This is a genomic window from Pseudomonas saponiphila (assembly GCF_900105185.1).
Classification (GTDB): Bacteria; Pseudomonadota; Gammaproteobacteria; order Pseudomonadales; family Pseudomonadaceae; genus Aquipseudomonas; species Aquipseudomonas saponiphila.
This window is the reverse complement of the sequence record NZ_FNTJ01000002.1, coordinates 1,104,965-1,126,685: the sequence shown is the minus strand read 5'-3', so window position 1 is coordinate 1,126,685 and position 21,721 is coordinate 1,104,965. Positions and strand designations below refer to the sequence as shown.

Below are 21,721 nucleotides of genomic sequence, written 5' to 3'. Positions count from 1 at the left end.
GCCCATGCCCTTTACCCTGGCCGGCCTTTGCGAATACCGCGAGGAGATTCGCAAAAGCCGCTTCATCACCTTCGCCGCGCCCATCAGCAGCGCGGCCGAGGCCCAAGCCTTCATCCAGCAGCACAGTGACCTCAACGCCTCGCATAACTGCTGGGCGTGGAAACTCGGCGACCAGTACCGCAGCAATGACGACGGCGAACCCGGCGGCACCGCCGGCAGACCGATCCTCGCGGCCATCGAAGCCCAAGACTGCGATCAGGTCGCGGTGCTGGTGATCCGCTGGTACGGCGGTATTCAGTTGGGCACCGGCGGCCTGGCCCGAGCCTACGGCGGCGGTGCCAACAAATGCCTGCAGGGCGCCGAGCGCATTGCCCTGGTCAAGCGTGTGCCACTGCGCTGCGCCTGCAGTTTCAGCGAGCTGGCCCTGGTCAAACTGCGCATCGCCGAACTGGGCGGATTACTGCTGGATGAAGCCTTCACCGCCAACGGCGTGGAGCTGCAACTGGCCCTGGGGGAAGCCTTGATCGATACCCTGCAACAGCAACTGGCCGACCTCAGTCGCGGACGCATCCTCTTGCAGCGCTGAACGCACCAAGCCGGCCCAGCCACCTTGTGCATAACCTCGACGCCCCGGGCGCAGTTGCCCACATCGGCTGTGCACCCGACTGTGGATAACCTGAGCACATAGCGCTGTAACCCTTCTGCAACGTGGCTTTGCGGGCGTTGCTCAGTTTTTGTCCAAAAACCCCAGAGCCAGGCTTTTTGTACTGGAAAACAGCAGCTTAGGACGGTTTATCGCGGTTCGGAAACAACCGCCCCGGGCTTATGCCCAAGCCGGCGGCTTGCACACAATTACTGTGGAGCAAGCTGTGGATAACCCGTGCAAGGCTGCTCCAGCCCCTGACGCCGCAGGGCCTGCAGGCAACTGATCATTTTTCGCTCATCCGCCAGCGGACAAAAAAGGCGCCGTTTCAAGCACTTTGCCCCTAACTGGTGCTCGCCCCGGGTCTTGGCTAATCGCTCAAGGTGCATGCCAGAGCGGGCTCCAGGTTTTTCTGACCCCCTGGCCAGGAAATTGCTTTATCCACAGGCACACCGCCAAGCCGTCGAGCCAGCCATGCCCAATTCCGCCCTGCCCATTGCCCCCACGCCGCGCCTGCAACTGCGCCAGATCAGCAAACGCTACCCCGGCTGCCTGGCCAACGACGCCATCGACCTGCGCATCGCTCCCGGGGAAATCCATGCCTTGCTGGGGGAAAACGGCGCCGGCAAGAGCACCTTGATGAAGATCATCTACGGGGTGATCCAGGCCGATTCCGGGGACCTGCTCTGGCAAGGGCGCCGTCAGTCCATCGCTCATCCGGCCCAGGCCCGGAGCCTGGGCATCGGCATGGTGTTCCAGCATTTCTCGTTGTTCGAAACCCTCAGCGTGGCGCAGAACATCGCCCTGGCCCTGGGCCGTGGCGAGGGCACGCCAAGCCAGCTGGAAGGCAGGATCCGCGAGGTTTCCCAGCGCTACGGCATGCCCCTGGAGCCCCAGCGCCTGGTGCACAGCCTGTCCATCGGCGAGCGCCAGCGGGTGGAGATCGTGCGCTGCCTGATGCAGGACATCCGGCTGCTGATCCTCGACGAACCGACCTCGGTCCTGACGCCCCGGGAGGTCGACGATCTGTTCACGACCCTGCGCCGGCTGGCCGACGAAGGCTGCAGCATCCTGTTCATCAGCCACAAGCTCGCCGAGGTGCGCGCCCTGTGCCACAGCGCCACCGTGCTACGCGCGGGCCGAGTGGCCGGGCACTGCATTCCTGCGCAGTGCTCGGACCCGGAGCTGGCGCGGCTGATGGTGGGCGACGCCGCGGCGATGATCAGCGATCACCCCAAAGCCCAGGGCAGCCATGAGTTCCTGCGCATCGACCAACTGAGCTGGCACAGCCCCGATCCCTTCGGCTGCTCCCTCAAGGCTATCGACCTGACCCTGCGCAGCGGCGAGATCGTCGGCATCGCCGGGGTCGCCGGCAACGGCCAGGACGAGCTGCTGGCCCTGCTCAGCGGCGAGCAGCGCCTGGCAGCCGACGAAGCCCGACGCATCTGCTTTGCCGGCCAGGCCGTGGGTCACCTGTACCCCGATGCGCGGCGCCGCAATGGCCTGGCCTTTGTCCCCGCCGAACGCCTGGGGCACGGCGCCGTGCCGGAGCTGAGCCTGGAAGACAACGCCCTGCTCAGCGCCTTTGGGCAGGGACTGGTGCGCCACGGCCTGATTCGACGATCCCGGGTCCGGGCCCTGGCCGAGAACATCATCCAGCGCTTCGGGGTCAAGACCGGCGACGCCCAAAGCCCGGCCCGCAGCCTGTCCGGCGGCAACCTGCAGAAATTCATCCTCGGGCGCGAAATCCTCCAGCAGCCACGCTTGCTGATCGCCGCGCACCCGACCTGGGGCGTGGACGTGGGCGCCGCGGCCAGCATTCACCAGGCGCTGATTGCCCTGCGCGACGCCGGTGCGGCGATCCTGGTGATCTCCGAAGACCTGGATGAACTGCTGCAGATCAGCGATCGCATCGGCGCCCTGTGCAGCGGTCGCCTGTCGGCGCTGAAGGACTGCGCCGACACCTCCCTGGTGGAAATCGGCGGCTGGATGGCCGGCGATTTCACCCCATCCCCTTCAGCCCCCGCCTCTGCGGCGTAACGGAGTCGCCCATGCTGCTTTCACTCGAACCCCGCGGACGGCAATCACGCCTGATGCTCGGCTGCTCGCCCCTGCTGGCCGCGGTGCTGACCCTGGGCTGCGGCGCTCTGTTGTTCATCGCCCTGGGACAGGACCCGATACTGACCTTGCACACCTTGCTGATCGCTCCGGTCAGCGACCTGTATGGCGTCTGTGAACTGCTGGTCAAGGCGCTGCCGATCCTGCTGTGCGCCCTGGGCCTGGCGGTGGCCTACCGGGCCCGCATCTGGAACATCGGCGCCGAAGGCCAACTGCTGCTCGGGGCCCTGGCCGGCAGTGCCCTGGCGGTCAACCTCATCGAGCTGCAAAGCCGCTGGGCGCTGGTGCTGATCCTGCTCACCGGAACCCTGGCCGGGGCCGCCTGGGCCGGGCTCACCGCCTGGTTGCGCACGCGCTTCAACGCCAATGAAATCCTCACCAGCATCATGCTCAACTACATCGCCCTGAACCTGTTGCTGTATGGCGTGCACGGTCCCTTGAAGGACCCCGCCGGGTTCAACTTTCCCGAGTCGGCGATGTTCGGCGACTTCAGCCGCCTGCCGCTGTTGATGGAGGACGGCCGGGTTCACGCCGGGGTGTATTTCGCCCTGCTGGCCCTGGTGGCGGTCTGGGTGTTGCTGCAGAAGAGCTTTGTCGGCTTCCAGATCAAGGTGCTGGGCCTGGACCCGCGCGCCGCCGGTTTCGTCGGCTTTCGCCAGAAGCGCCTGATCTGGCTGGCGCTGTTGATCAGCGGCGCCCTGGCGGGCCTGGCCGGAGTCTGCGAAGTCAGCGGCCCCATCGGCCAACTGGTGCCGCAAGTCTCCCCCGGCTACGGCTATGCAGCGATCACCGTGGCCTTTCTCGGGCGCCTGAACCCGATCGGCATCCTGTTCTCAAGCCTGCTCATGGCGCTGCTGTACATCGGTGGCGAAAGCGCGCAGATGAGCCTCAACCTGCCCCAGGCCATCACCCAGCTGTTCCAGGGAATGATGCTGTTCTTCCTCCTGGCCTGCGACGTACTGATCCTCTACCGGCCACGCCTGAACCTGCGCTGGGCACGCCGCGACACGTCCCTCAGCGCAACCGCCGGAGCCCTGTGATGGACATCGATCTGCTGAGCAATATCTTCTACGCCATGGTCCGCTGCGGCACGCCCTTGCTGTTGGTGGCCCTGGGCGAGCTGATCTGTGAAAAAAGCGGGGTTCTCAACCTCGGCCAGGAAGGCATGATGCTGTTTGGCGCGGTGGTGGGGTTTATCGTCGCCCTCAACAGCGGGCAGCTGTGGCTCGGAGTGCTGCTGGCGATGGCGGCGGGCATGCTGCTGTCGGCGCTGTTCGCCCTGGTGGCCCTGGTGTTCAACGCCAATCAGGTGGCCAGCGGACTGGCCCTGAGCATTTTCGGCGTCGGCCTGTCGAGCTTCGTCGGCGCGGCCTGGGTCGGCAAGCCCCTGGCCGGGTTCGAGCCCCTGGCACTGCCGTGGCTCAGCGACATCCCGCTGATCGGCCGCATGCTGTTCGCCCAGGACCCGCTGGTGTACCTGTCCTTCGTCCTGTTCGCCCTGGTGGCCTGGGTCATCCTCAAGAGCCGGATCGGCCTGATCATCCAGGCCGTCGGCGAAAACCCCGACGCCGCCAGCGCCATGGGCCTGCCGGTGCTGCGGGTGCGCACCCTCGCGGTGCTGTTCGGCGGCGCCATGGCCGGGCTGGCCGGGGCCTACCTGTCCCTGGCCTACACGCCGATGTGGGCCGAGAACATGAGCGCCGGTCGCGGCTGGATCGCCCTGGCCCTGGTGGTGTTCGCCAGCTGGCGCGTGTGGCGCCTGTTGCTCGGCGCCTACCTGTTCGGCCTGGCCAGCATCCTGCATCTGGTGGCCCAGGGCCTGGGGCTGGCGATACCGTCCAACCTGCTGGCGATGCTGCCCTATGCCGCGACCATCCTGGTGCTGGTGCTGCTGTCCCGGGACGCCGTGCGCACCCGCCTGTACGCACCGGTGTCCCTGGGCCAGCCATGGCAGGCGGGGCATTAAATGACCGACGCACGCCCCACGGGAGCCGGCTTGCCAACGCAGCCTTTGACCGGCAGCAACTGCGCCACGCACCAGGCCAGTTCAACCAACAGGATCCCCCAGATCAACGCCGTGGCGCCGTGCATCAGGGCATACACCTGCCAGCTGGCGAAAAGGATGCGTCCCACCGCGTCATAACGGCCAAACGCCTGCTGCGGATCGCGAATCCGCAGCACCGCCCACACACAGACAATCGAGCCCATCAGGTTGGCCATCAACAGGTGTGTCGGTTCGAAAGGCGGCAGGCTGCCCGCCAGGTGCAAGGCCTGGGCCGTGTCCTGCAGCAGCCCGTGCAGGGCCATGAAACTCCAGGGGGTGACAAAGGCCAGGGTCACCAGCAAGTCATACCAGCCGCTGGCCCGGACCAAGGTCCGATACTGCTCGGTCGTCCACATAGATGTCGCTCCATCGATTCAAGGAGCGCGCAGGCTAAAGCCTGGAGTATGCTCCAGGGTCAAGCCCTTTCGAGCCCCATGCATGCGCATCGCAGAACTGGCCGCAGCCGGCGCCGTCAGCCGCGACACCCTCGGCTTCCGCCCGCGGCGCGGACCGATCGCGTCCCAGCGCCAAAGGTTGTCGCGACTAACCGCCCGAGAGGCTGCCATTGCGGCTCTGCATCAAGACCGTACAAGCGAACCGGGACACTTGCGCCAGAAGCGGCAACTGCGGCTCGGCCAAGCCTGTCCACTGAATCCGTGATCCTCATTTCTCAAGGAGCCTCCTCATGTCCAAGGCAAAAACCGCTCTGATCATCGGCGCTTCCCGGGGCCTGGGCCTCGGCCTGGTCCAGCGCCTGCTCGAAGACGGCTGGCAGGTCACTGCCACCGTGCGCAACCCGCACAAGGCCGAGGCCCTGCAAGCTTTGGGCAAGGTGCAGATCGAACAGCTGGACATGGACGATCAGCAAGCCGTGATCGCCCTCAGCCACAAGCTCAAGGATCAGGTGTTCGACCTGCTGTTCGTCAATGCCGGGGTCAAGGGCCCGGACAACCAGTTGCCGGGGCACGCGACCCTGGCCGAAGTCGGCCAGCTGTTCTTCACCAACGCCGTGGCGCCGATCAACCTGGCCCAGCGCTTTGTCGGGCAGATCCGCCAGGACAGCGGCGTGCTGGCGTTCATGAGTTCGGTGCTGGGCAGCGTGACCATGCCGGATGCTCCGGAGCTGGCGCTGTACAAGGCCAGCAAGGCGGCGCTGAACTCCATGACCAACAGCTTCGTCAGCCAGCTGCAACAGAAGCTCACCGTGCTCTCGCTGCACCCGGGCTGGGTGAAGACCGACATGGGTGGCGAAGGCGCCGACATCGACGTGCAAACCAGCACCCGCGGGCTGATCGCCCAGGTCAACGCCTACACCGGCAAGGGCGGGCATCACTTCGTCAACTACAAGGGCGAAACCATCCCCTGGTAAAACCAGTACCCCAGGTCGGCTTGTAGAGCGCGGCCAAGGCTCTGGAACGGGGGGCAACATGCACGTTTTGTCCCCCGGCCGATCTTTCGCTAGACTGCGCACCTCGCCCCTTGCGGCGACCCTGGATCAGCAGACAGGGCAACACTGAGCTGGCTAACCTGAACCCACTTTCAGAGGAGCCGGCCACCATGCCTGCGACCCGTACCTGGTTAAAAAATCCCCTGGCCATCTTCACCGGCAATGCCCTCGACGCCCGTGGCGGCCTGGTGGTGCAAGACGGTCTGATCGTTGAAGTCCTGGGCCTCGGCCAGCAGCCTGCAAGCCCCTGCCAGCAGGTCTTTGATGCCCGCGAGCACGTCATGCTGCCGGGCCTGATCAACACCCACCATCACTTCTACCAAACCCTGACCCGCGCCTGGGCGCCGGTGGTCAACCAGCCGCTGTTCCCCTGGCTCAAGACCCTGTATCCGGTCTGGGCCAGGCTGACCCCGGAAAAACTCGCCCTGGCGACCAAAGTGGCGCTGGCCGAACTGCTGCTCTCCGGTTGCACCACCGCCGCAGACCATCACTACCTGTTCCCCGACGGCCTGGAAAACGCCATCGACGTGCAAGTCGAAAGCGCGCGTGAACTGGGCATGCGCGCCATGCTCACCCGCGGCTCCATGAGCCTGGGGGAGAAGGACGGCGGCCTGCCGCCGCAACAGACCGTGCAAGAGGGCCAGGTGATTCTCGACGACAGTCAGCGCCTGATTCGCCAATACCACGAGCGTGGCGACGGCGCGCAGATCCAGATTGCCCTGGCGCCCTGTTCACCCTTCTCGGTGACCCCGGAAATCATGTCGGCCAGCGCCGAACTGGCCAACACCCTCGATGTGCGCCTGCACACTCACCTCGCCGAAACCCTCGACGAAGAAGACTTCTGCCTGCAGCGTTTCGGCCTGCGCACCGTGGATTACCTGGACAGCGTCGGCTGGCTCGGCCCGCGTACCTGGCTGGCCCATGGCATCCACTTCAACCCGGATGAAATCGCCCGCCTGGGGGCCGCCGGCACCGGCATCTGCCATTGCCCGAGTTCGAACATGCGCCTGGCCTCCGGTATCTGCCCCAGCATCGAGCTGACCGACGCCGGCGCGCCCCTGGGGTTGGGCGTGGACGGTTCGGCGTCCAACGATGCGTCGAACATGATCCTCGAAGCGCGGCAGGCGCTGTACATTCAGCGCCTGCGTTACGGCGCCGAGAAAATCACCCCGGAGCGGGTGCTGGGCTGGGCCACCCGGGGTTCGGCGAGCCTGCTGGGGCGCAGCGACATCGGCGAGCTGGCAGTGGGCAAGCAGGCGGACCTGGCGTTGTTCAAGCTCGATGAATTGCGTTTCTCGGGTAGCCACGACCCGGTGTCGGCGCTGCTGTTGTGCGGCGCGGATCGGGCGGACCGGGTCATGATCAGCGGAAAGTGGCGGGTGATGGATGGCCAGATCGAAGGGCTGGACCTGAAAAACCTGATCGCCGATCACAGCCAGGCGGCCCGGCAGTTGATCAGCGGCGGCTGATCAACCGCCTTCGCCGGCCACTCAGTTTCGTAGGCGCTGGCTGGCCGGCGAAGCTCTTTAGAGGCCCAGCAGCGACAGCATGATGAAGGTCGCAAACAGCACGAAGTGAGTCATGCCCTCGATGGCGTTGGTTTCACCGTCATTGAGGTTGATCGCACTGACGATCAGGGTGATGAACACCATCACCGTCTGCACCGGGGTCATGGCCATCTGGAACGGCTGGCCGGTGTACAGGGCCATGGCTTCCATCACCGGCACCGTGAGGATCACCGTCGACAGAGACGCGCCCAGGGCCACGTTAACCACCGACTGCATGCGGTTGGCCAGGGCCGCGCGCAGGGCGGTGAGAATCTCCGGCGCGGCGGAAATCGCCGCCACCAGGATCGCCGTGATCACCGGCGGTGCGCCCGTACCTTCCAGGCCCAGGTCCAGGGTCTTGGACATCACCTCGGCCAGGGCGCCGATCACCACCACGCCGAACACCAGGATGCCGACGCTCCAGGCCAGATTGACGGCGTGGGGTTGTTCCTGGGCCTCTTTACCACGGCGTTTTTCCGGGTAGCTGTAGCTGAAGAAGTAACTGTGCGGCCCGACCTGCATGCGCAGGAACAGGGTGTAGAGCACCACCATCGCGCCGATGGTAAAGGCCGAGTAGACCTTCCAGTCGGCTTCGGGAATGAACTCCGGCACCACCATCGACACGCCCATGGCGGTGAGGATCATCACGCTGTAGGTGCGCGCCGAATCGTCGTTGTAGGGCTGCTCGCCGTGCTTGATGCCACCCATCAGGGCCGCCAGGCCGAGGATGCCGTTGATGTCCAGCATCACCGCCGAATAGATGGTGTCGCGCACCAGGGTCGGCGAGGCTTCGTTGCTCATCATGATGGCCAGGATCACCACCTCCACCAGCACCGCGGCCAGGGTCAGGATCATGGTGCCGTAGGGGTCGCCAACCTTTTCCGCCAGCAGTTCGGCGTGATGGGCTACGCGCATCGAGGCGATGACGATAAAGCCGATCAGCAGCAACCCGGCCATCAGGGCGATGCCTTGGCCGCTATTGAGCAACAGGTGTTCCAGGGGATAGGCGGCCACGGCCGCCAGCAGCGCAAGCAGCAGAAACTGTTCTTGCTTGAGGGAAGTGAACATTGCAGTCCTTTGACGGGAATAAAAACGAGTACAGGAGATGAGTGAAAGACCGCTTCAGGTCACTAACGTTTCGTTACATGTTAGTGCACCAGCCTCAGGCGCTGCGCACCGGGATGGATCTTGCACAGTCCTTCGCCGGCAAGCCGGCTCCTACACCCGTGCCTGTAGGCACTGGCTTGCCAGCGAAAAACGCGCGCCAAAGCCCCCGTAGAAACCTCCTCGCCGGCGCAACCGCCATCTTTGTTGTCCTCTTGGTCAGCTATTTGCATTGCCCTCCTGCGCTTGCCGACCCAGCCCCCCTTCACAACAAGATGGAGCTTCAATTCATGCATACACGCCCGTTGCACAAGCTGCTCTGCGCCCTGGCCGCCGCCGTCGGCCTGAGCGCCAGCCTCACCGCCAGTGCCGCCGATCCGCTGAAGGTCGGCTTCGTCTACATCGGCCCCATCGGCGACCACGGCTGGACCTATCAGCATGAGCAGGGACGCAAGGCCCTGGCGGAGAAATTCGGCGCGCAGATCAAGACCAACTACATCGAGAACGTGGCCGAAGGCGCCGATGCCGAGCGAGTGATCCGCAACATGGCCAAGGACAACTACGATCTGATCTTCACCACCTCCTTCGGCTACATGAACCCCACCCTGAAAGTCGCCAGGCAGTTCCCCAAGGTGACCTTCGAACACGCCACCGGCTACAAGCAGGACAAGAACCTCGGCACCTACCTGGCGCGCACTTACGAGGGGCGTTATGTCGGCGGTTTCCTCGCGGCGAAGATGACCAGGAGCAAGAAGATCGGCTACGTCGCCTCGTTCCCGATCCCGGAGGTGATCCGCGACATCAACGCCATCCAGCTGGCCCTGAACAAGTACAACCCGGGCACCGAGATCAAGGTGGTGTGGGTCAACTCCTGGTTCGACCCGGGCAAGGAAGCCGACGCCGCCAACGCCCTGATCGACCAGGGCGCCGACGTGATCTTCCAGCACACCGACAGCCCGGCGCCGATCCAGGCCGCGGAACGCCGTGGCGTATACGCGGTGGGCTACGCCTCGGACATGGCCCACTTCGGCCCCAAGGCGGTGCTGACGTCCATCGTCAACAACTGGGCCCCGCACTACCTCCAGGCCACCCAAGGGGTGCTCGACCACAGCTGGAAATCCCAGGACTACTGGGGCGGCCTGAAAGAGGGTACGGTTGAGCTGCCCCTCAGCGACCTGCTGCCGGCCCCGGTGAAAGCCGAAGCCGAGCAGATCATCGCCCGCATCAAGAGCGGCGAGTTCCACCCGTTTACCGGCCCGATCAAGGACCAGGCCGGGGTTGAAAAAATCGCCGCGGGAGTCAGCGCCAGCAATGCAGAACTGGCCTCGATGAACTACTACGTCGAAGGCCTGCGGGCGGATCTCCCCAACTAAGCTGGTCGTCGCTGCCGGAGCATCCGGCAGCGACGGCGGACCGCCAACCGGATGGGAGTCTATTTCATGAGTCAACTGCCGATCATCGATATCAGCCCGCTGTATCAGGATGCCCAGCCAGGCTGGGAGCGTGTCGCCAATCAGATCGACCGCGCCTGCCGCGAGTGGGGCTTCTTCTACATCAAGGGCCACCCGATCAGAGCACAACGCATCGAACAATTGCTGGCCATGGCCAAGCACTTCTTCGCCCTGCCCAGCGCCGAGAAACTCAAGATCGACATCACCCAGAGCCGCCACCATCGCGGCTATGGCGCCATCGCCACCGAGCAGCTGGACCCGAGCAAGCCCAGCGACCTCAAGGAAACCTTCGACATGGGCCTGCACCTGCCGGCCGAGCATCCCGAGGTACTGGCGAACAAGCCCTTGCGCGGGCCCAATCGCCACCCGCACCTACCCGGCTGGCAGGCCCTGATGGAGCAGCACTACCAGGACATGCAGGCCCTGGCCCAGACCCTGCTGCGAGCCATGACCCTGGCCCTGGGCATCGAGCGCGACTTCTTCGACCGCCGCTTCCAGGACCCGGTCAGCGTGCTGCGGCTGATCCACTACCCGCCACGCCACACCGCCAGCAGCGAAGAGCAGCAAGGCGCCGGCGCCCACACCGACTATGGCTGCATCACCCTGCTCTACCAGGACGCGGCCGGCGGCCTGCAGGTGCGCAACGTCCAGGGCCAGTGGATCGACGCGCCGCCCATTGAAGGCAGCTTCGTGGTCAACCTCGGCGACATGATGGCGCGCTGGAGCAACGACCGTTACCTGTCGACGCCGCACCGGGTCATCAGCCCACAGGGGGTGGACCGCTACTCGATGCCGTTCTTCGCCGAACCGCACCCGGACACCCGCATCGAATGCCTGCCCGGCTGCCAGGACGCAGAGCACCCGGCCAAGTACCCGGTGACCACCTGCGCCGAATTCCTGCTGTCGCGCTTTGCCGATACCTACGCCTATCGCCGCGAGCTGGAGCAGGCCTGATCGCCCATTCGGTCAGGTTTTGCCGAACAATGGCGCCGCCAGATGTAGAATGGCGGCTTTTTCGGGCCCGGTGAAAACCTGGCGATAGCCGCAACCGCGGCCCGTTCCCCCGAGAAGGGCACGGCCCCGGCAGCGCATCACTCTCGCAGCGCCCGCCTGCACCTGATGAGACCACACCATGTATGACTGGCTGAACGCCTTGCCCAAGGCCGAGTTGCACCTGCACCTGGAAGGTTCCCTGGAACCGGAACTGCTGTTCGCCCTGGCCGAACGCAACAAGATCGCCCTGCCCTGGAGCGACGTCGAAACCCTGCGCAAGGCCTACGCCTTCAACAACCTGCAAGAGTTCCTCGACCTGTACTACCAGGGCGCCGACGTGCTGCGCACCTCCCAGGATTTCTACGACCTGACCTGGGCCTACCTGCTGCGCTGCAAAGAGCAGAACGTGATCCACACCGAGCCGTTCTTCGATCCGCAGACCCACACCGACCGCGGCATCCCGTTCGAAGTGGTGCTCAACGGCATCGCCGCCGCGCTGAAAGACGGCGAGCAGCAACTGGGCATCACTAGCGGCCTGATCCTCAGCTTCCTGCGCCACTTGAGCGAAGAAGAAGCGCAGAAAACCCTCGACCAGGCGCTGCCGTTTCGCGATGCCTTTGTCGCCGTGGGCCTGGACAGCTCGGAAATGGGCCACCCGCCGAGCAAGTTCCAGCGGGTGTTCGACCGCGCGCGCAGCGAAGGCTTCCTGACCGTGGCCCACGCCGGCGAGGAAGGCCCGCCGGAGTACATCTGGGAAGCCCTGGACCTGTTGAAGATCCAGCGCATCGACCACGGCGTGCGCGCTTTCGAGGACGAGCGACTGATGCAGCGCATCATCGACGAGCAGATCCCGCTGACCGTGTGCCCGCTGTCCAACACCAAGCTCTGCGTGTTCGACCACATGTCCCAGCACAACATCCTGCAAATGCTTGAGCGCGGGGTGAAGGTCACGGTCAACTCCGATGACCCGGCGTACTTCGGCGGCTACGTCACCGAGAACTTCCACGCCCTGTACACCGACCTGGGGATGACCCAGGAGCAGGCCCGGCGCCTGGCGCAGAACAGCCTGGATGCGCGACTGGTCAAGCCGTAGCGGCCTTCGCCGGCAAGCCGGCTCCTACACCAACCGGTAGGAGCTGGCTTGCCAGCGAACCTCAAAGTCCCGCCTCGCTCAACGCCTCCAGCGTCTTGCCCCGGGTTTCCATCCCGAACAGCCAGACCACTCCCGCCGCGATCACAAAACACGCCGCCCCCAGGGCAAACACCCCGCCCTGCCCAGTGATGGGAAATACCAGCCCGGTCACCAAGGGGCCCAGCAGCGAACCGATCCGGCCAACGGCCGAAGCAAAGCCCGACCCCGTAGCCCGGGCCGACGTCGGGTACAGCTCGGGCGTATAGGTGTAGAGCACCGCCCACATGCCGAACAGGAAGAACTGCATCAGCAGCCCGGTGCCGATCAACAAGCCGACGTTGCCGCCAAACACCGCGCTCTGTCCGTAGAAGAACGCCATCACCCCACCACCGAGCAAGGTCACGATGCACACCGGCTTGCGCCCCCAGCGCTCCACCAGCCAGGCAGCCATGAGAAAGCCGGGAATCCCGCCCAGGGAAATCAGCACCGTGTAGTACACCGACTGGGTCACGGCAAAACCGGATGTCTGCAGCAAGGCGCTGAGCCAGGACGTCAGCCCGTAGAAACCCAGCAAGGCGAAGAACCACAGGCTCCAGATCATCATCGTGCGTTGCCGGTACAGGGGCGACCAGATCTGTTTCAGCGCGGAGAAAAAGTGCCCCGGCGCACTGTCGATGCGTGGCAGGCGCACCGGCTCCGGCAACTGCGCCGTGCCCAGGGAAGCCCGTACCTTGTTCTCGATGGCGCACAGCACGCGGTCCGCATCGGCATGCCGCCCGGCCTGCTCCAGCCAGCGCGGCGACTCGGGAATGAAGAAGCGGATCACCAGCACGAACACTGCCGGAATCGCCAGCACCAGGAAGATCTCGCGCCAGCCGATCAGCGGCAACAGAAAGTACGACAGCACCCCGGAGGCCACGAAACCCAGGGGCCAGAAACCGTCCATCAAGGCGATGTAGCGTCCGCGGCGCTGCGCCGGGATCATCTCCGAAAGCATCGATTGGGCGATGGGAAACTCCATGCCCATGCCGATCCCCAACAGCACCCGGAACAGGGTCAGGCTGTCCACGCTCTGGGCGGTGGAACACAGGTAGCTGGCCAGGCCCCAGAGCACGATGCTCCATTGGAACACCGGCTTGCGCCCGAAGCGGTCGGCGAGCAGGCCCGACAGCGAGGCGCCGAGCACCATGCCGAAGAAGCAGGAGCTGGCCAATAGACCGGCCTGGGCCGAGCTCAGGCCGAACTCGGTTTTGATCGAGCCGAGGAGGAAGGTCATCATCGCCAGGTCCATGGAGTCGAAGAAAAACGCCAGGGCGATGATGATGAAAATCACTCGGTGATAACCGCTGATGGGCAAGCGTTCCAAGCGCTCGGCGGCGCTGTATCCCTGTATGGCCATGCCCGTTCCCCCGGTTGAATGCTGGACCGCTCGAGTGTGCGGGATCGAGGCCGGGACTGATTGCCGAGGGCGACCTGTTCGCGTCCGCCAGCGACGCGGGGGGTTCGCCGGCAAGCCGGCTCCTACGGGCGGCGTGCGCTGATCTGGGCGCAGCGCTCCTGGAGCATGTCCCGCAGCAGCTTGACCGGTTTGCTCAAGTGCGCGCGATGGGTGCACAAAAGGTTCAGCGAGGCGCCTTCGCAGCGCAGCTCCGGCAGCAGGATCTGCAGGCGACCGGCAAGCACATCGCCGGCCACGTCCAGCCAGGACTTGTAGGCAATCCCCTCGCCGGCCACGGCCCAGCGCCGCACCACATCGGCATCGTCGCTCAAGCGGTTGCCGCTGACGGTCAGGCTCACCTCGCGCTTGCCGTCATGAAAACTCCAGAGGTCATGGGCCCGGCTGTCGAGCATGTACAGCAGGCAGTTGTGCTGGGCCAGTTGCTCCAGCTGACGCGGCTCGCCGTGCCGGGCCAGGTAGCTGGGAGCGGCGCACAGCACCCGGCGATTGTCCGGGGCGATCGGCAAGGCCACCAGGCTGGAATCCTCCGGCTCGCCGTAGCGCAGGGCGATGTCCACCGGCTGGCGGAACAGGTCGGCGATGCGGTCCCCCAGCAGCAGGCGCACGCTGAGCCTGGGGTGCTCGCGCTGGAATTCGTCGAGCCAGGGCAGCAGCAGGTTGCGGCCGAAGTCAGAAGGTGCGGACAGCTGCAACACGCCACTGACCTGATCCTGCCCGCTGGCCAACAGGCGCCGCCCTTCATCCAGATTGCTCAAGGCCGCGCGGGCGTATTCCAGAAAGCCCTCGCCCTCGGCGGTCAGGCGCAGGCTGCGGGTCGAGCGGGCCAGCAGGCGCGCACCCAGGTGTTCTTCGATGCGCTTGAGGGCGGCGCTGGCCAACGCCGGCGACAGGTCCATGACCCGGGCCGCCGCCGACAGGCTGCCCAGGTCCGCGGCCCAGACGAACAATTGCAGGTCATCGAATCGCAGCATGGGTGTATGTCCGGATTATCAAAAAAATATTGAAAGAGACTGCTCTTTTAGCGGGTTTTATCTTCATGAGAAATAGCCAATCATCCGCTCCATCGCCCAGCACCAGAGGAACATCCCATGTCCCAAGCCTTTACCGCGATTGCGACCCTGATCGCCAAGCCCCAGCAGCAAGCCGTCCTCAAGCGCGAACTCAGCGCCCTGGTCGCGCCCAGCCGCGAGGAAGCCGGCTGCCAGTACTACCAACTGCATGAAGACGCCGCGCAGCCGGGCACCTTCTACGTACTGGAACGCTGGGACGATGAAGCCGCCCTGGAGTTTCACAACAACACGGCGCACTTTCAGAACTTCATCGCCCAGACCCGCGAGGCGATCGAGCACTTCGAACTCAAGCGCCTGCAACTGATCGTCTGACCCTCACTCTGCACTCAACAGGAATTCAGCATGAAAGCCATCGCCTACTACGCATCCCTGCCGATCGACGACCCCAAGTCCCTGCAGGACATCGAACTGCCCGAACCGGTCGCCGGCCCCCGCGACCTGCTGGTGGAGGTCAAGGCCATCTCGGTCAACCCGGTGGACACCAAGGTCCGCCAGAACGTCCAGCCCGAAGGCGGCGCGGCCAAGGTGCTGGGCTGGGACGTGGCCGGGGTGGTCAAGGCCGTGGGCAGTGAGGTCAGCCTGTTCAAGGTCGGCGACCGGGTGTTCTACGCCGGCTCCATCGCCCGGGCCGGGGGCAACAGCGAGCTGCACACCGTGGATGAACGGATCGTCGGCCATATGCCCAAGAGCCTGGACTTTGCCGCAGCCGCGGCCTTGCCGCTGACCGCGATCACCGCCTGGGAGCTGCTGTTCGAACGCCTGCAAATCAGCCAGGAGCGCAACGATCAGGGCCAGAGCCTGCTGATTGTTGGCGCCGCTGGCGGGGTCGGTTCGATCCTCACCCAACTGGCCCGGCAACTGACCGGCCTCAAGGTGATCGGCAGTGCCTCCCGCGAACAGACCCAGGCCTGGGTCCGCGAGCTGGGCGCCCACCACGTGGTGGATCACCGCCAGCCACTGAGCGCCGAACTCAAGCGCATTGGCATCAATCAGGTGACCCATGTGGCCAGCCTGACCCAGACCGACGCCCACCTCGATGAGCTGGTGGAAGCCCTGGCGCCCCAGGGCAAGCTGGCCTTGATCGACGACCCGAAAAGCCTCGACGTGACCAAGCTCAAGCGCAAGAGCCTGTCGCTGCATTGGGAGTTCATGTACACCCGCTCGCTGTTCGAAACCGCCGACATGCAAGAGCAGCATGTACTGCTCAACAAGGTCGCCGAACTGATCGACGCCGGCACCCTGAAGACCACCCTGGGCGAGCACTTCGGCCAGATCAACGCGGCCAACCTGCGTCGCGCCCATGCCTTGCTGGAGAGCGGCACGGCCAAGGGCAAGATCGTCCTGGAAGGGTTCTAAGGCCCTGGCGGGCGGTGGCCATCGTGCAGAAAAGCCCGCTGGTCGCCGTCAGTCCGAGAGTTGATTTCGGTCATATTCCTGACCGTATTCGGGTCTACACTGGCAGCCCTTGCACCGTTCTCTTTTAGCGTTAGGAGGTCAGCAATGAAGATCCTGATAAAAGAACTGGCACACCCTCAAGGCTCCCAGTGGCAGGTCCGTCTCGACCAGCACGCGGTGACTTTCCGCAGCGAGGCCGAGGCCCGGGCGTTCACCCAGACCCTGCAGGCACGCTTGCAAGCTCCCCACCAGATTCCCCAGGTTCAGCGCGCCGTCGGCTGACTCAATGCTCGGCGGCTTGCAAGGCCCGGGCATTCTGCAAACGCCGGGTCACGACCGCCATGCTCACCGCCAGAACACCGCACAGGCAGATGACCATGGCCATCGGCATGGCACTGCCATCGTGCAATACCCCCACCAGGTAGGCGGCAGCCGCCGCCACGCTGAACTGCAGGCAACCGAGCATCGCCGAAGCGCTGCCGGCCCGCGCGCCCTGGCCGTTCATGGCACAGGCCGCGGCGTTGGGAATGATGCAGCCCAGGCTGGCGATGCACACGAACAACGGCAGTAGCAGCGGCCAGAGCGCGCTGGTGTGCAGGGCGCTGATTGCCAGCAGGGTCAGGCCCGCGGCCAGGTAGATCCACACCGTGCGGGCCAGCAGAAAGGCCGGCCCGCGCTTGGCCAGCAGGCGCGCATTGACCTGAGCCACCAGGATGAAGCCCCCCGCGTTGATCCCGAAGAACCAGCCAAAGTGCTCAGCCGGCACGCCGTAGAGCTTGATGAAGACAAAGGGCGATCCGGCGATGTAGGAAAACATCCCGGCGATGGCGATGCCGCCGGTCAAGGCGTGACCAAGAAAGACCCGGTCCGCCAGCAGCAGGCCGTACTGGCGCAACGCTCCGGACAAAGGCAGGCGCGGGCGCGTGGCCGGCATGCTTTCCGGCAGGCCCAGGGCCACCGCCAATCCGGACAGGGCGCTGAAGACCGTGAGCATGATGAAGATCGACTGCCAGCCATACAGGTTGACCAGCAGGCCACCGAGCATCGGCGCCAGGATCGGCGCCAGGCCCATCACCAGCATCAACTGGGAGAAGACCTTGGCCGAACCCACGGCGTCGCACTTGTCGCTGACCACCGCGCGGGAAATCACCATGCCGGCGCAACCGCCCAGGGCCTGGACAAAACGCGCGCCGATCAGCCACTGCAGATTGGGGGCATAGGCGCAAGCCAGGGAGGCCAGGGTGAACAGCCCCACTCCGGCCAGCAAGGGCAGGCGCCGGCCGAAACGATCGGCCACCGGGCCATAGGCCAGTTGACCGATGGACAGGCCGAGGAAATAGGCCGCCAGGGTCAGTTGGACGTGTTTTTCATCGGTGCCGAAAGCCAGGGCCATCGATGGAAAGGCCGGCAGATAGAAGTCGATGGCCAAAGGGCCGAAGGCACTCAAGGCACCGAGAATCAGGATTGTGCGCAGGTTCATGGCATCCAGGCGAGCGTGGGTCAGCGGGCGCACAGTCTAGCCGCGCTTGGACGCCTTGAACATTCCGATAGGTCGCTAACTATTAAAAAGACTCAGGCCACCTTGACCGCATAGCCTTCCTCGCTGATCAGGCTGATCACCTCTTCGTTGGACAGGCGACTCTCGACCCCCACTTCCTTGGCCGCCAGATCGACCCGCACCGTGGCCGCCGGATCCTTGCTTTGCAAAGCCTGAGTGATGGCCCGCACGCAGTGGCCGCAGGACATGCCTTGAACGTTGAATACTTGCATCACGCTTCTCCTTTATTGGGATGCACGCAGTCTTGTCCTTGCCACCGTGGCAAGGTCAAGTTGCGGATTGATCTGCCGGGCTGGAAATCGGCGCCGCGCTCCGCCAAGCTGCACGTCTTATGACATCACAGCAGGAGATTCAGCCATGCGCTGGTCCACTTTCAGCCTCGTCGGCCTCCTTGGTCTGTTCGCGGCAGCGCCGCCGGCCCTGGCCGCCGGAGAAGACTACGGCGTCCTGATCATTTCCCGGGAGCGGCTGGAAGTCGCCACCTCCTGCGAGATCGGTCTGTACCTTCAGGACCAGCTCGCCGGCCGGCTGTTCCAGGAGCAGAGCGCCTCCTTCAACCTGCCGCCGGGCAAGGTGTCCGTGCGCCTGAAACTGCTGCCGGGCCAGGCGCCGGGCTGCAACCCCGGCATGCTTGCCCCGGGTTCCCAGGACATCAGCCTGCGGGCCGGCGACGTGCTGAAGTTCCGCATCGCCAGCAACGCCTCGGGCATGTACCTCAAGCCCGCCGCCCTGGAATACTGAAGCCCCGCCTCCCCACACGCCTTGCGTCGGACCGCGCAAGGCGCGCTCCAACGCCCCCCTGGGACAAAATGAAGCACCCTGGCAATGCCCGCTTGACCTTGCCTGCATGGCAAGGTTGATCCTGTGGGCATCATTTACAGGGAGTGTCAGCCATGCCTGAATCAACCACCTTCGATCTGCCGATTGCCGGCATGACCTGCGCCAGCTGCGCCGGTCGTGTCGAGCGAGCCCTGGGCAAGGTCGCCGGTATCCGTGCGGTGAGCGTCAACCTGGCCACGGAACAGGCCCGGGTCGAGGCCCCCGGGGACAGCCTGCCGGCGCTGTTGCAAGCGGTGGAAAATGCCGGTTACAGCGTGCCGGTGCAGTCCGTCGAATTGACCATCGGCGGCATGACCTGTGCGACCTGCGCCGGTCGCGTCGAACGCGCCTTGAACAAGGTTGCCGGGGTACGCAATGCCAGCGTCAACCTGGCCACCGAGCGCGCCCACGTCGAGCTGTTGGGCCAGGCCGACCCGACGCAGTTGATCAACGCCGTGACCCAGGCCGGCTACTCCGCCAGCCTGTGGCAAGCCGAGCAGAAACAGGGCGACGAGCAACAGCAGCACCTGCGCCGCGAACGCTGGAGCCTGGTGCTGGCGATTCTCCTGGCCCTGCCCCTGGTGCTGCCGATGCTGGTGCAGCCCTTCGGCCTGCACTGGATGCTCCCGGCCTGGGCCCAGTTCGCCCTGGCCACCCCGGTACAGTTCATCTTCGGCGCACGCTTTTATGTCGCCGCCTGGAAAGCCGTGCGCGCCGGCAGCGGCAACATGGACCTGCTGGTAGCCCTGGGCACCAGTGCCGGTTATGGCCTGAGCCTGTACGAATGGGCCACGGCCGCCGCCGGCAGCATGCCGCACCTGTACTTCGAAGCCTCGGCGGTGGTGATCGCCCTGGTGCTGCTGGGCAAGTACCTGGAAAGCCGCGCCAAGCGCCAGACCGCCAGCGCCATACGCGCCCTCGAAGCCCTGCGCCCGGAACGGGCGATCCAGGTCATCGATGGGCGCGAGCAGGAAGTCGCCATCAGCGCTCTGCGCCTGAACGACCTGGTGCTGGTCAAGCCCGGCGAGCGCTTCCCGGTGGACGGCGCAGTCATCGAAGGCCAGAGCCACGCCGATGAAGCGCTGATCAGCGGTGAAAGCCTGCCGGTGCCCAAGCAGCCCGGGGACAAGGTCACCGGCGGCGCCATCAACGGCGAGGGCCGCCTGCTGGTGCGTACCCTGGCCCTGGGAGCGGAAACCGTACTGGCGCGGATCATTCGCCTGGTGGAAGACGCCCAGGCCGGCAAGGCGCCGATCCAAAAGCTGGTGGACAAGGTCAGCCAGGTATTCGTGCCCACCGTCCTGCTGCTGGCGCTGATCACCCTGGTGGGCTGGTGGCTGTATGGCGCGCCCCTGGAAACCGCAGTGATCAATGCGGTGGCGGTGCTGGTGATCGCCTGCCCTTGCGCCCTGGGCCTGGCAACACCCACCGCGATCATGGCCGGCACCGGCGTGGCCGCCCGCCACGGCATCCTGATCAAGGACGCCGAAGCCCTGGAGCGGGCCCACGAAGTCAGCTCGGTGGTCTTCGACAAGACCGGCACCCTGACTTCCGGCACGCCGCGTATCGCCCATATGCAGGCCGTGGAAGGTGATGAAAACAGCGTGCTGCAACTGGCCGGCGCGCTCCAGCGCGGCAGCGAACACCCCCTGGCCAAGGCGGTGCTGGACCTGTGCCAGGAGCGTCACCTGCCAGTGGCCGATGTCAGCGCCAGCCAGTCCCTCACCGGACGCGGCATCGCCGGCACCCTGGACGGCCGCCAACTGGCCCTGGGCAATCGCCGTCTGCTGGAGGAATCCGGCCTGAACCCGGGCAGCCTGGCCCAAGTGGCCAAGGACTGGGAGCACGAAGGCCGGACCCTGTCCTGGCTGATCGAACAAAACCCGCAAGCCCGGGTGCTGGGCCTGTTCGCCTTTGGCGACACCCTCAAGCCCGGCGCCTTGCAGGCGGTGCAGCAATTGCGCGCGCGGCAGATCAGCAGCCACCTGCTGACCGGCGACAATCGTGGCAGCGCCAAGGTGGTGGCCGATGCCCTGGGCATCGACGACGTGCACGCCGAAGTGCTGCCGGCGGACAAGGCCGCCACGGTGACGGCGCTGAAAAAGACCGGGGTGGTGGCCATGGTCGGCGACGGCATCAACGACGCCCCGGCCCTGGCGGCGGCAGACATCGGCATTGCCATGGGCGGCGGTACTGACGTGGCCATGCACGCGGCCGGCATTACCCTGATGCGCGGCGATCCACGGCTGATCCCGGCAGCCCTGGAAATCAGCCGCAAGACCTACGCGAAGATCCGCCAGAACCTGTTCTGGGCCTTCGTCTACAACCTGATCGGCATCCCGCTGGCGGCCTTCGGCCTGCTCAACCCGGTGCTGGCCGGCGCGGCCATGGCGCTGTCCAGCGTCAGCGTGGTGAGCAATGCGCTACTGTTGAAAACCTGGAAACCCAAAGACCTGGAGAACGCCGAATGAACATCGGCCAAGCAGCCCGAAAGAGCGGCCTGAGCGCCAAGATGATCCGTTACTACGAGTCCATCGGCCTGCTCAGGCCGGCCCATCGCAGTGACAGCGGCTATCGCCTGTACGGCGACGAAGACCTGCACAGCCTGGCCTTCATCAAGCGCTCCCGGGACCTGGGCTTTTCCCTGGAAGAAGTCGGCAAGCTGCTGACCCTGTGGCAGGACCGGCAGCGAGCCAGCGCCGATGTGAAGGCCCTGGCGCGCCAGCACATCGACGAGCTGAACCAGAAGATCCGTGAACTGGCGGGGCTGCGCGACACCCTGCAAGACCTGGTGGAGCACTGTCACGGCGACCATCGTCCGGACTGCCCGATTCTCAAGGAGCTGGCGTCCGGCAGTTGCTGCGAGTCCTGAACCTGCGGCAGCGACGACAAGCTGCCGGCTGGTTTGCGCGAATAAAAAATCCGGCCATGGCCGGATTTT

Annotated in this window: 21 protein-coding genes; 15 read left to right on the top strand and 6 right to left on the bottom strand. The window is 65.2% G+C overall.

The window, feature by feature from the left end; genetic code table 11:
- Positions 1 to 4 precede the first annotated feature (4 nt).
- The 4 genes from BLV47_RS27030 (at position 5) to BLV47_RS27015 (ending at position 4,727) form a co-directional block, all read left to right on the top strand.
- Entirely contained in the window at positions 5 to 586 is a 582-nt protein-coding gene (locus BLV47_RS27030) for an IMPACT family protein (protein ID WP_092319342.1), read from the top strand.
- 531 nt (positions 587 to 1,117) lie between these two features.
- Complete coding sequence (locus tag BLV47_RS27025; RefSeq protein WP_092319340.1) at positions 1,118 to 2,683, top strand: ABC transporter ATP-binding protein; 1,566 nt, start codon at positions 1,118 to 1,120, stop codon at positions 2,681 to 2,683.
- Positions 2,684 to 2,694: 11 nt separating this feature from the next.
- Positions 2,695 to 3,801, top strand: a complete 1,107-nt coding sequence (locus BLV47_RS27020) for an ABC transporter permease (protein WP_092319338.1) — start codon at positions 2,695 to 2,697, stop codon at positions 3,799 to 3,801.
- Positions 3,801 to 4,727: an ABC transporter permease gene (locus tag BLV47_RS27015; RefSeq protein ID WP_092319336.1), complete on the top strand. Its 927-nt coding sequence runs from the start codon at positions 3,801 to 3,803 to the stop codon at positions 4,725 to 4,727. Before BLV47_RS27020 ends, BLV47_RS27015 begins: the two co-directional genes overlap by 1 nt.
- Here the strand turns inward: BLV47_RS27015 and BLV47_RS27010 are convergent.
- Positions 4,724 to 5,161 (bottom strand): hypothetical protein, encoded by a 438-nt coding sequence (locus tag BLV47_RS27010; protein ID WP_092319334.1) that lies wholly within the window; start codon positions 5,159 to 5,161, stop codon positions 4,724 to 4,726. The genes BLV47_RS27015 and BLV47_RS27010 overlap by 4 nt on opposite strands.
- A gap of 329 nt (positions 5,162 to 5,490) precedes the next feature.
- Between BLV47_RS27010 and BLV47_RS27005 the strand changes: the two genes are divergently transcribed.
- Together BLV47_RS27005 and BLV47_RS27000 are read left to right on the top strand one after the other, a co-directional pair.
- Complete coding sequence (locus tag BLV47_RS27005; protein ID WP_092319332.1) at positions 5,491 to 6,174, top strand: SDR family oxidoreductase; 684 nt, start codon at positions 5,491 to 5,493, stop codon at positions 6,172 to 6,174.
- A 188-nt stretch (positions 6,175 to 6,362) separates the two neighbouring features.
- Positions 6,363 to 7,721: an 8-oxoguanine deaminase gene (locus BLV47_RS27000; protein ID WP_092319330.1), complete on the top strand. Its 1,359-nt coding sequence runs from the start codon at positions 6,363 to 6,365 to the stop codon at positions 7,719 to 7,721.
- Between the two features lie 57 nt (positions 7,722 to 7,778).
- Here the strand turns inward: BLV47_RS27000 and BLV47_RS26995 are convergent, their stop codons facing one another.
- Positions 7,779 to 8,867 carry a calcium:cation antiporter gene (locus BLV47_RS26995; RefSeq protein ID WP_092319328.1) on the bottom strand — a complete coding sequence of 363 codons (1,089 nt, stop codon included), beginning with the start codon at positions 8,865 to 8,867 and terminating at the stop codon, positions 7,779 to 7,781.
- Positions 8,868 to 9,193: 326 nt separating this feature from the next.
- Between BLV47_RS26995 and BLV47_RS26985 the strand changes: the two genes are divergently transcribed.
- The 3 genes from BLV47_RS26985 to BLV47_RS26975 all read left to right on the top strand — a co-directional run bounded on the left by BLV47_RS26985 (position 9,194) and on the right by BLV47_RS26975 (position 12,440).
- Positions 9,194 to 10,276, top strand: coding sequence for a BMP family ABC transporter substrate-binding protein (locus BLV47_RS26985; RefSeq protein ID WP_092319324.1), 1,083 nt, complete (start codon positions 9,194 to 9,196; stop codon positions 10,274 to 10,276).
- A gap of 66 nt (positions 10,277 to 10,342) precedes the next feature.
- Positions 10,343 to 11,308, top strand: a complete 966-nt coding sequence (locus BLV47_RS26980; protein WP_092319322.1) for a 2-oxoglutarate and iron-dependent oxygenase domain-containing protein — start codon at positions 10,343 to 10,345, stop codon at positions 11,306 to 11,308.
- A gap of 178 nt (positions 11,309 to 11,486) precedes the next feature.
- A complete protein-coding gene (locus BLV47_RS26975; protein ID WP_092319320.1) occupies positions 11,487 to 12,440 on the top strand; it encodes an adenosine deaminase in 954 nt (317 codons plus the stop codon).
- Positions 12,441 to 12,501: 61 nt separating this feature from the next.
- Here the strand turns inward: BLV47_RS26975 and BLV47_RS26970 are convergent, their stop codons facing one another.
- On the bottom strand, positions 12,502 to 13,878 hold the full coding sequence (locus tag BLV47_RS26970) for an MFS transporter (RefSeq protein ID WP_092319318.1): 1,377 nt from the start codon (positions 13,876 to 13,878) through the stop codon (positions 12,502 to 12,504).
- Between the two features lie 122 nt (positions 13,879 to 14,000).
- Positions 14,001 to 14,909: a LysR family transcriptional regulator gene (locus BLV47_RS26965; RefSeq protein ID WP_092319316.1), complete on the bottom strand. Its 909-nt coding sequence runs from the start codon at positions 14,907 to 14,909 to the stop codon at positions 14,001 to 14,003.
- Between the two features lie 117 nt (positions 14,910 to 15,026).
- On the opposite strand from BLV47_RS26965, the gene BLV47_RS26960 reads away from it, so the two are divergent.
- The 3 genes from BLV47_RS26960 (at position 15,027) to BLV47_RS36270 (ending at position 16,685) form a co-directional block, all read left to right on the top strand.
- A complete protein-coding gene (locus BLV47_RS26960) occupies positions 15,027 to 15,320 on the top strand; it encodes a putative quinol monooxygenase (RefSeq protein WP_092319314.1) in 294 nt (97 codons plus the stop codon).
- 30 nt (positions 15,321 to 15,350) lie between these two features.
- Complete coding sequence (locus BLV47_RS26955; RefSeq protein WP_092319312.1) at positions 15,351 to 16,364, top strand: zinc-binding alcohol dehydrogenase family protein; 1,014 nt, start codon at positions 15,351 to 15,353, stop codon at positions 16,362 to 16,364.
- A gap of 144 nt (positions 16,365 to 16,508) precedes the next feature.
- Positions 16,509 to 16,685, top strand: a complete 177-nt coding sequence (locus BLV47_RS36270) for a hypothetical protein (protein WP_164990742.1) — start codon at positions 16,509 to 16,511, stop codon at positions 16,683 to 16,685.
- 1 nt (position 16,686) lies between these two features.
- On the opposite strand, the gene BLV47_RS26950 is transcribed toward BLV47_RS36270, so the two are convergent.
- The gene (locus BLV47_RS26950; RefSeq protein ID WP_092320573.1) at positions 16,687 to 17,883 is read right to left on the bottom strand and encodes a multidrug effflux MFS transporter; all 1,197 of its coding nucleotides are present in this window, start codon (positions 17,881 to 17,883) and stop codon (positions 16,687 to 16,689) included.
- Positions 17,884 to 17,975: 92 nt separating this feature from the next.
- Entirely contained in the window at positions 17,976 to 18,173 is a 198-nt protein-coding gene (locus BLV47_RS26945) for a heavy-metal-associated domain-containing protein (RefSeq protein WP_060837380.1), read from the bottom strand.
- A gap of 145 nt (positions 18,174 to 18,318) precedes the next feature.
- Between BLV47_RS26945 and BLV47_RS26940 the strand changes: the two genes are divergently transcribed.
- From BLV47_RS26940 to cueR, 3 genes are all read left to right on the top strand, one after another.
- Entirely contained in the window at positions 18,319 to 18,702 is a 384-nt protein-coding gene (locus BLV47_RS26940; RefSeq protein WP_016966707.1) for a hypothetical protein, read from the top strand.
- 152 nt (positions 18,703 to 18,854) lie between these two features.
- Positions 18,855 to 21,251 (top strand): heavy metal translocating P-type ATPase, encoded by a 2,397-nt coding sequence (locus BLV47_RS26935; RefSeq protein WP_092319310.1) that lies wholly within the window; start codon positions 18,855 to 18,857, stop codon positions 21,249 to 21,251.
- Positions 21,248 to 21,652 (top strand): Cu(I)-responsive transcriptional regulator, encoded by a 405-nt coding sequence (cueR, locus tag BLV47_RS26930; protein WP_092319308.1) that lies wholly within the window; start codon positions 21,248 to 21,250, stop codon positions 21,650 to 21,652. The genes BLV47_RS26935 and cueR overlap by 4 nt, the downstream gene beginning before the upstream one ends.
- Positions 21,653 to 21,721: the final 69 nt, after the last annotated feature.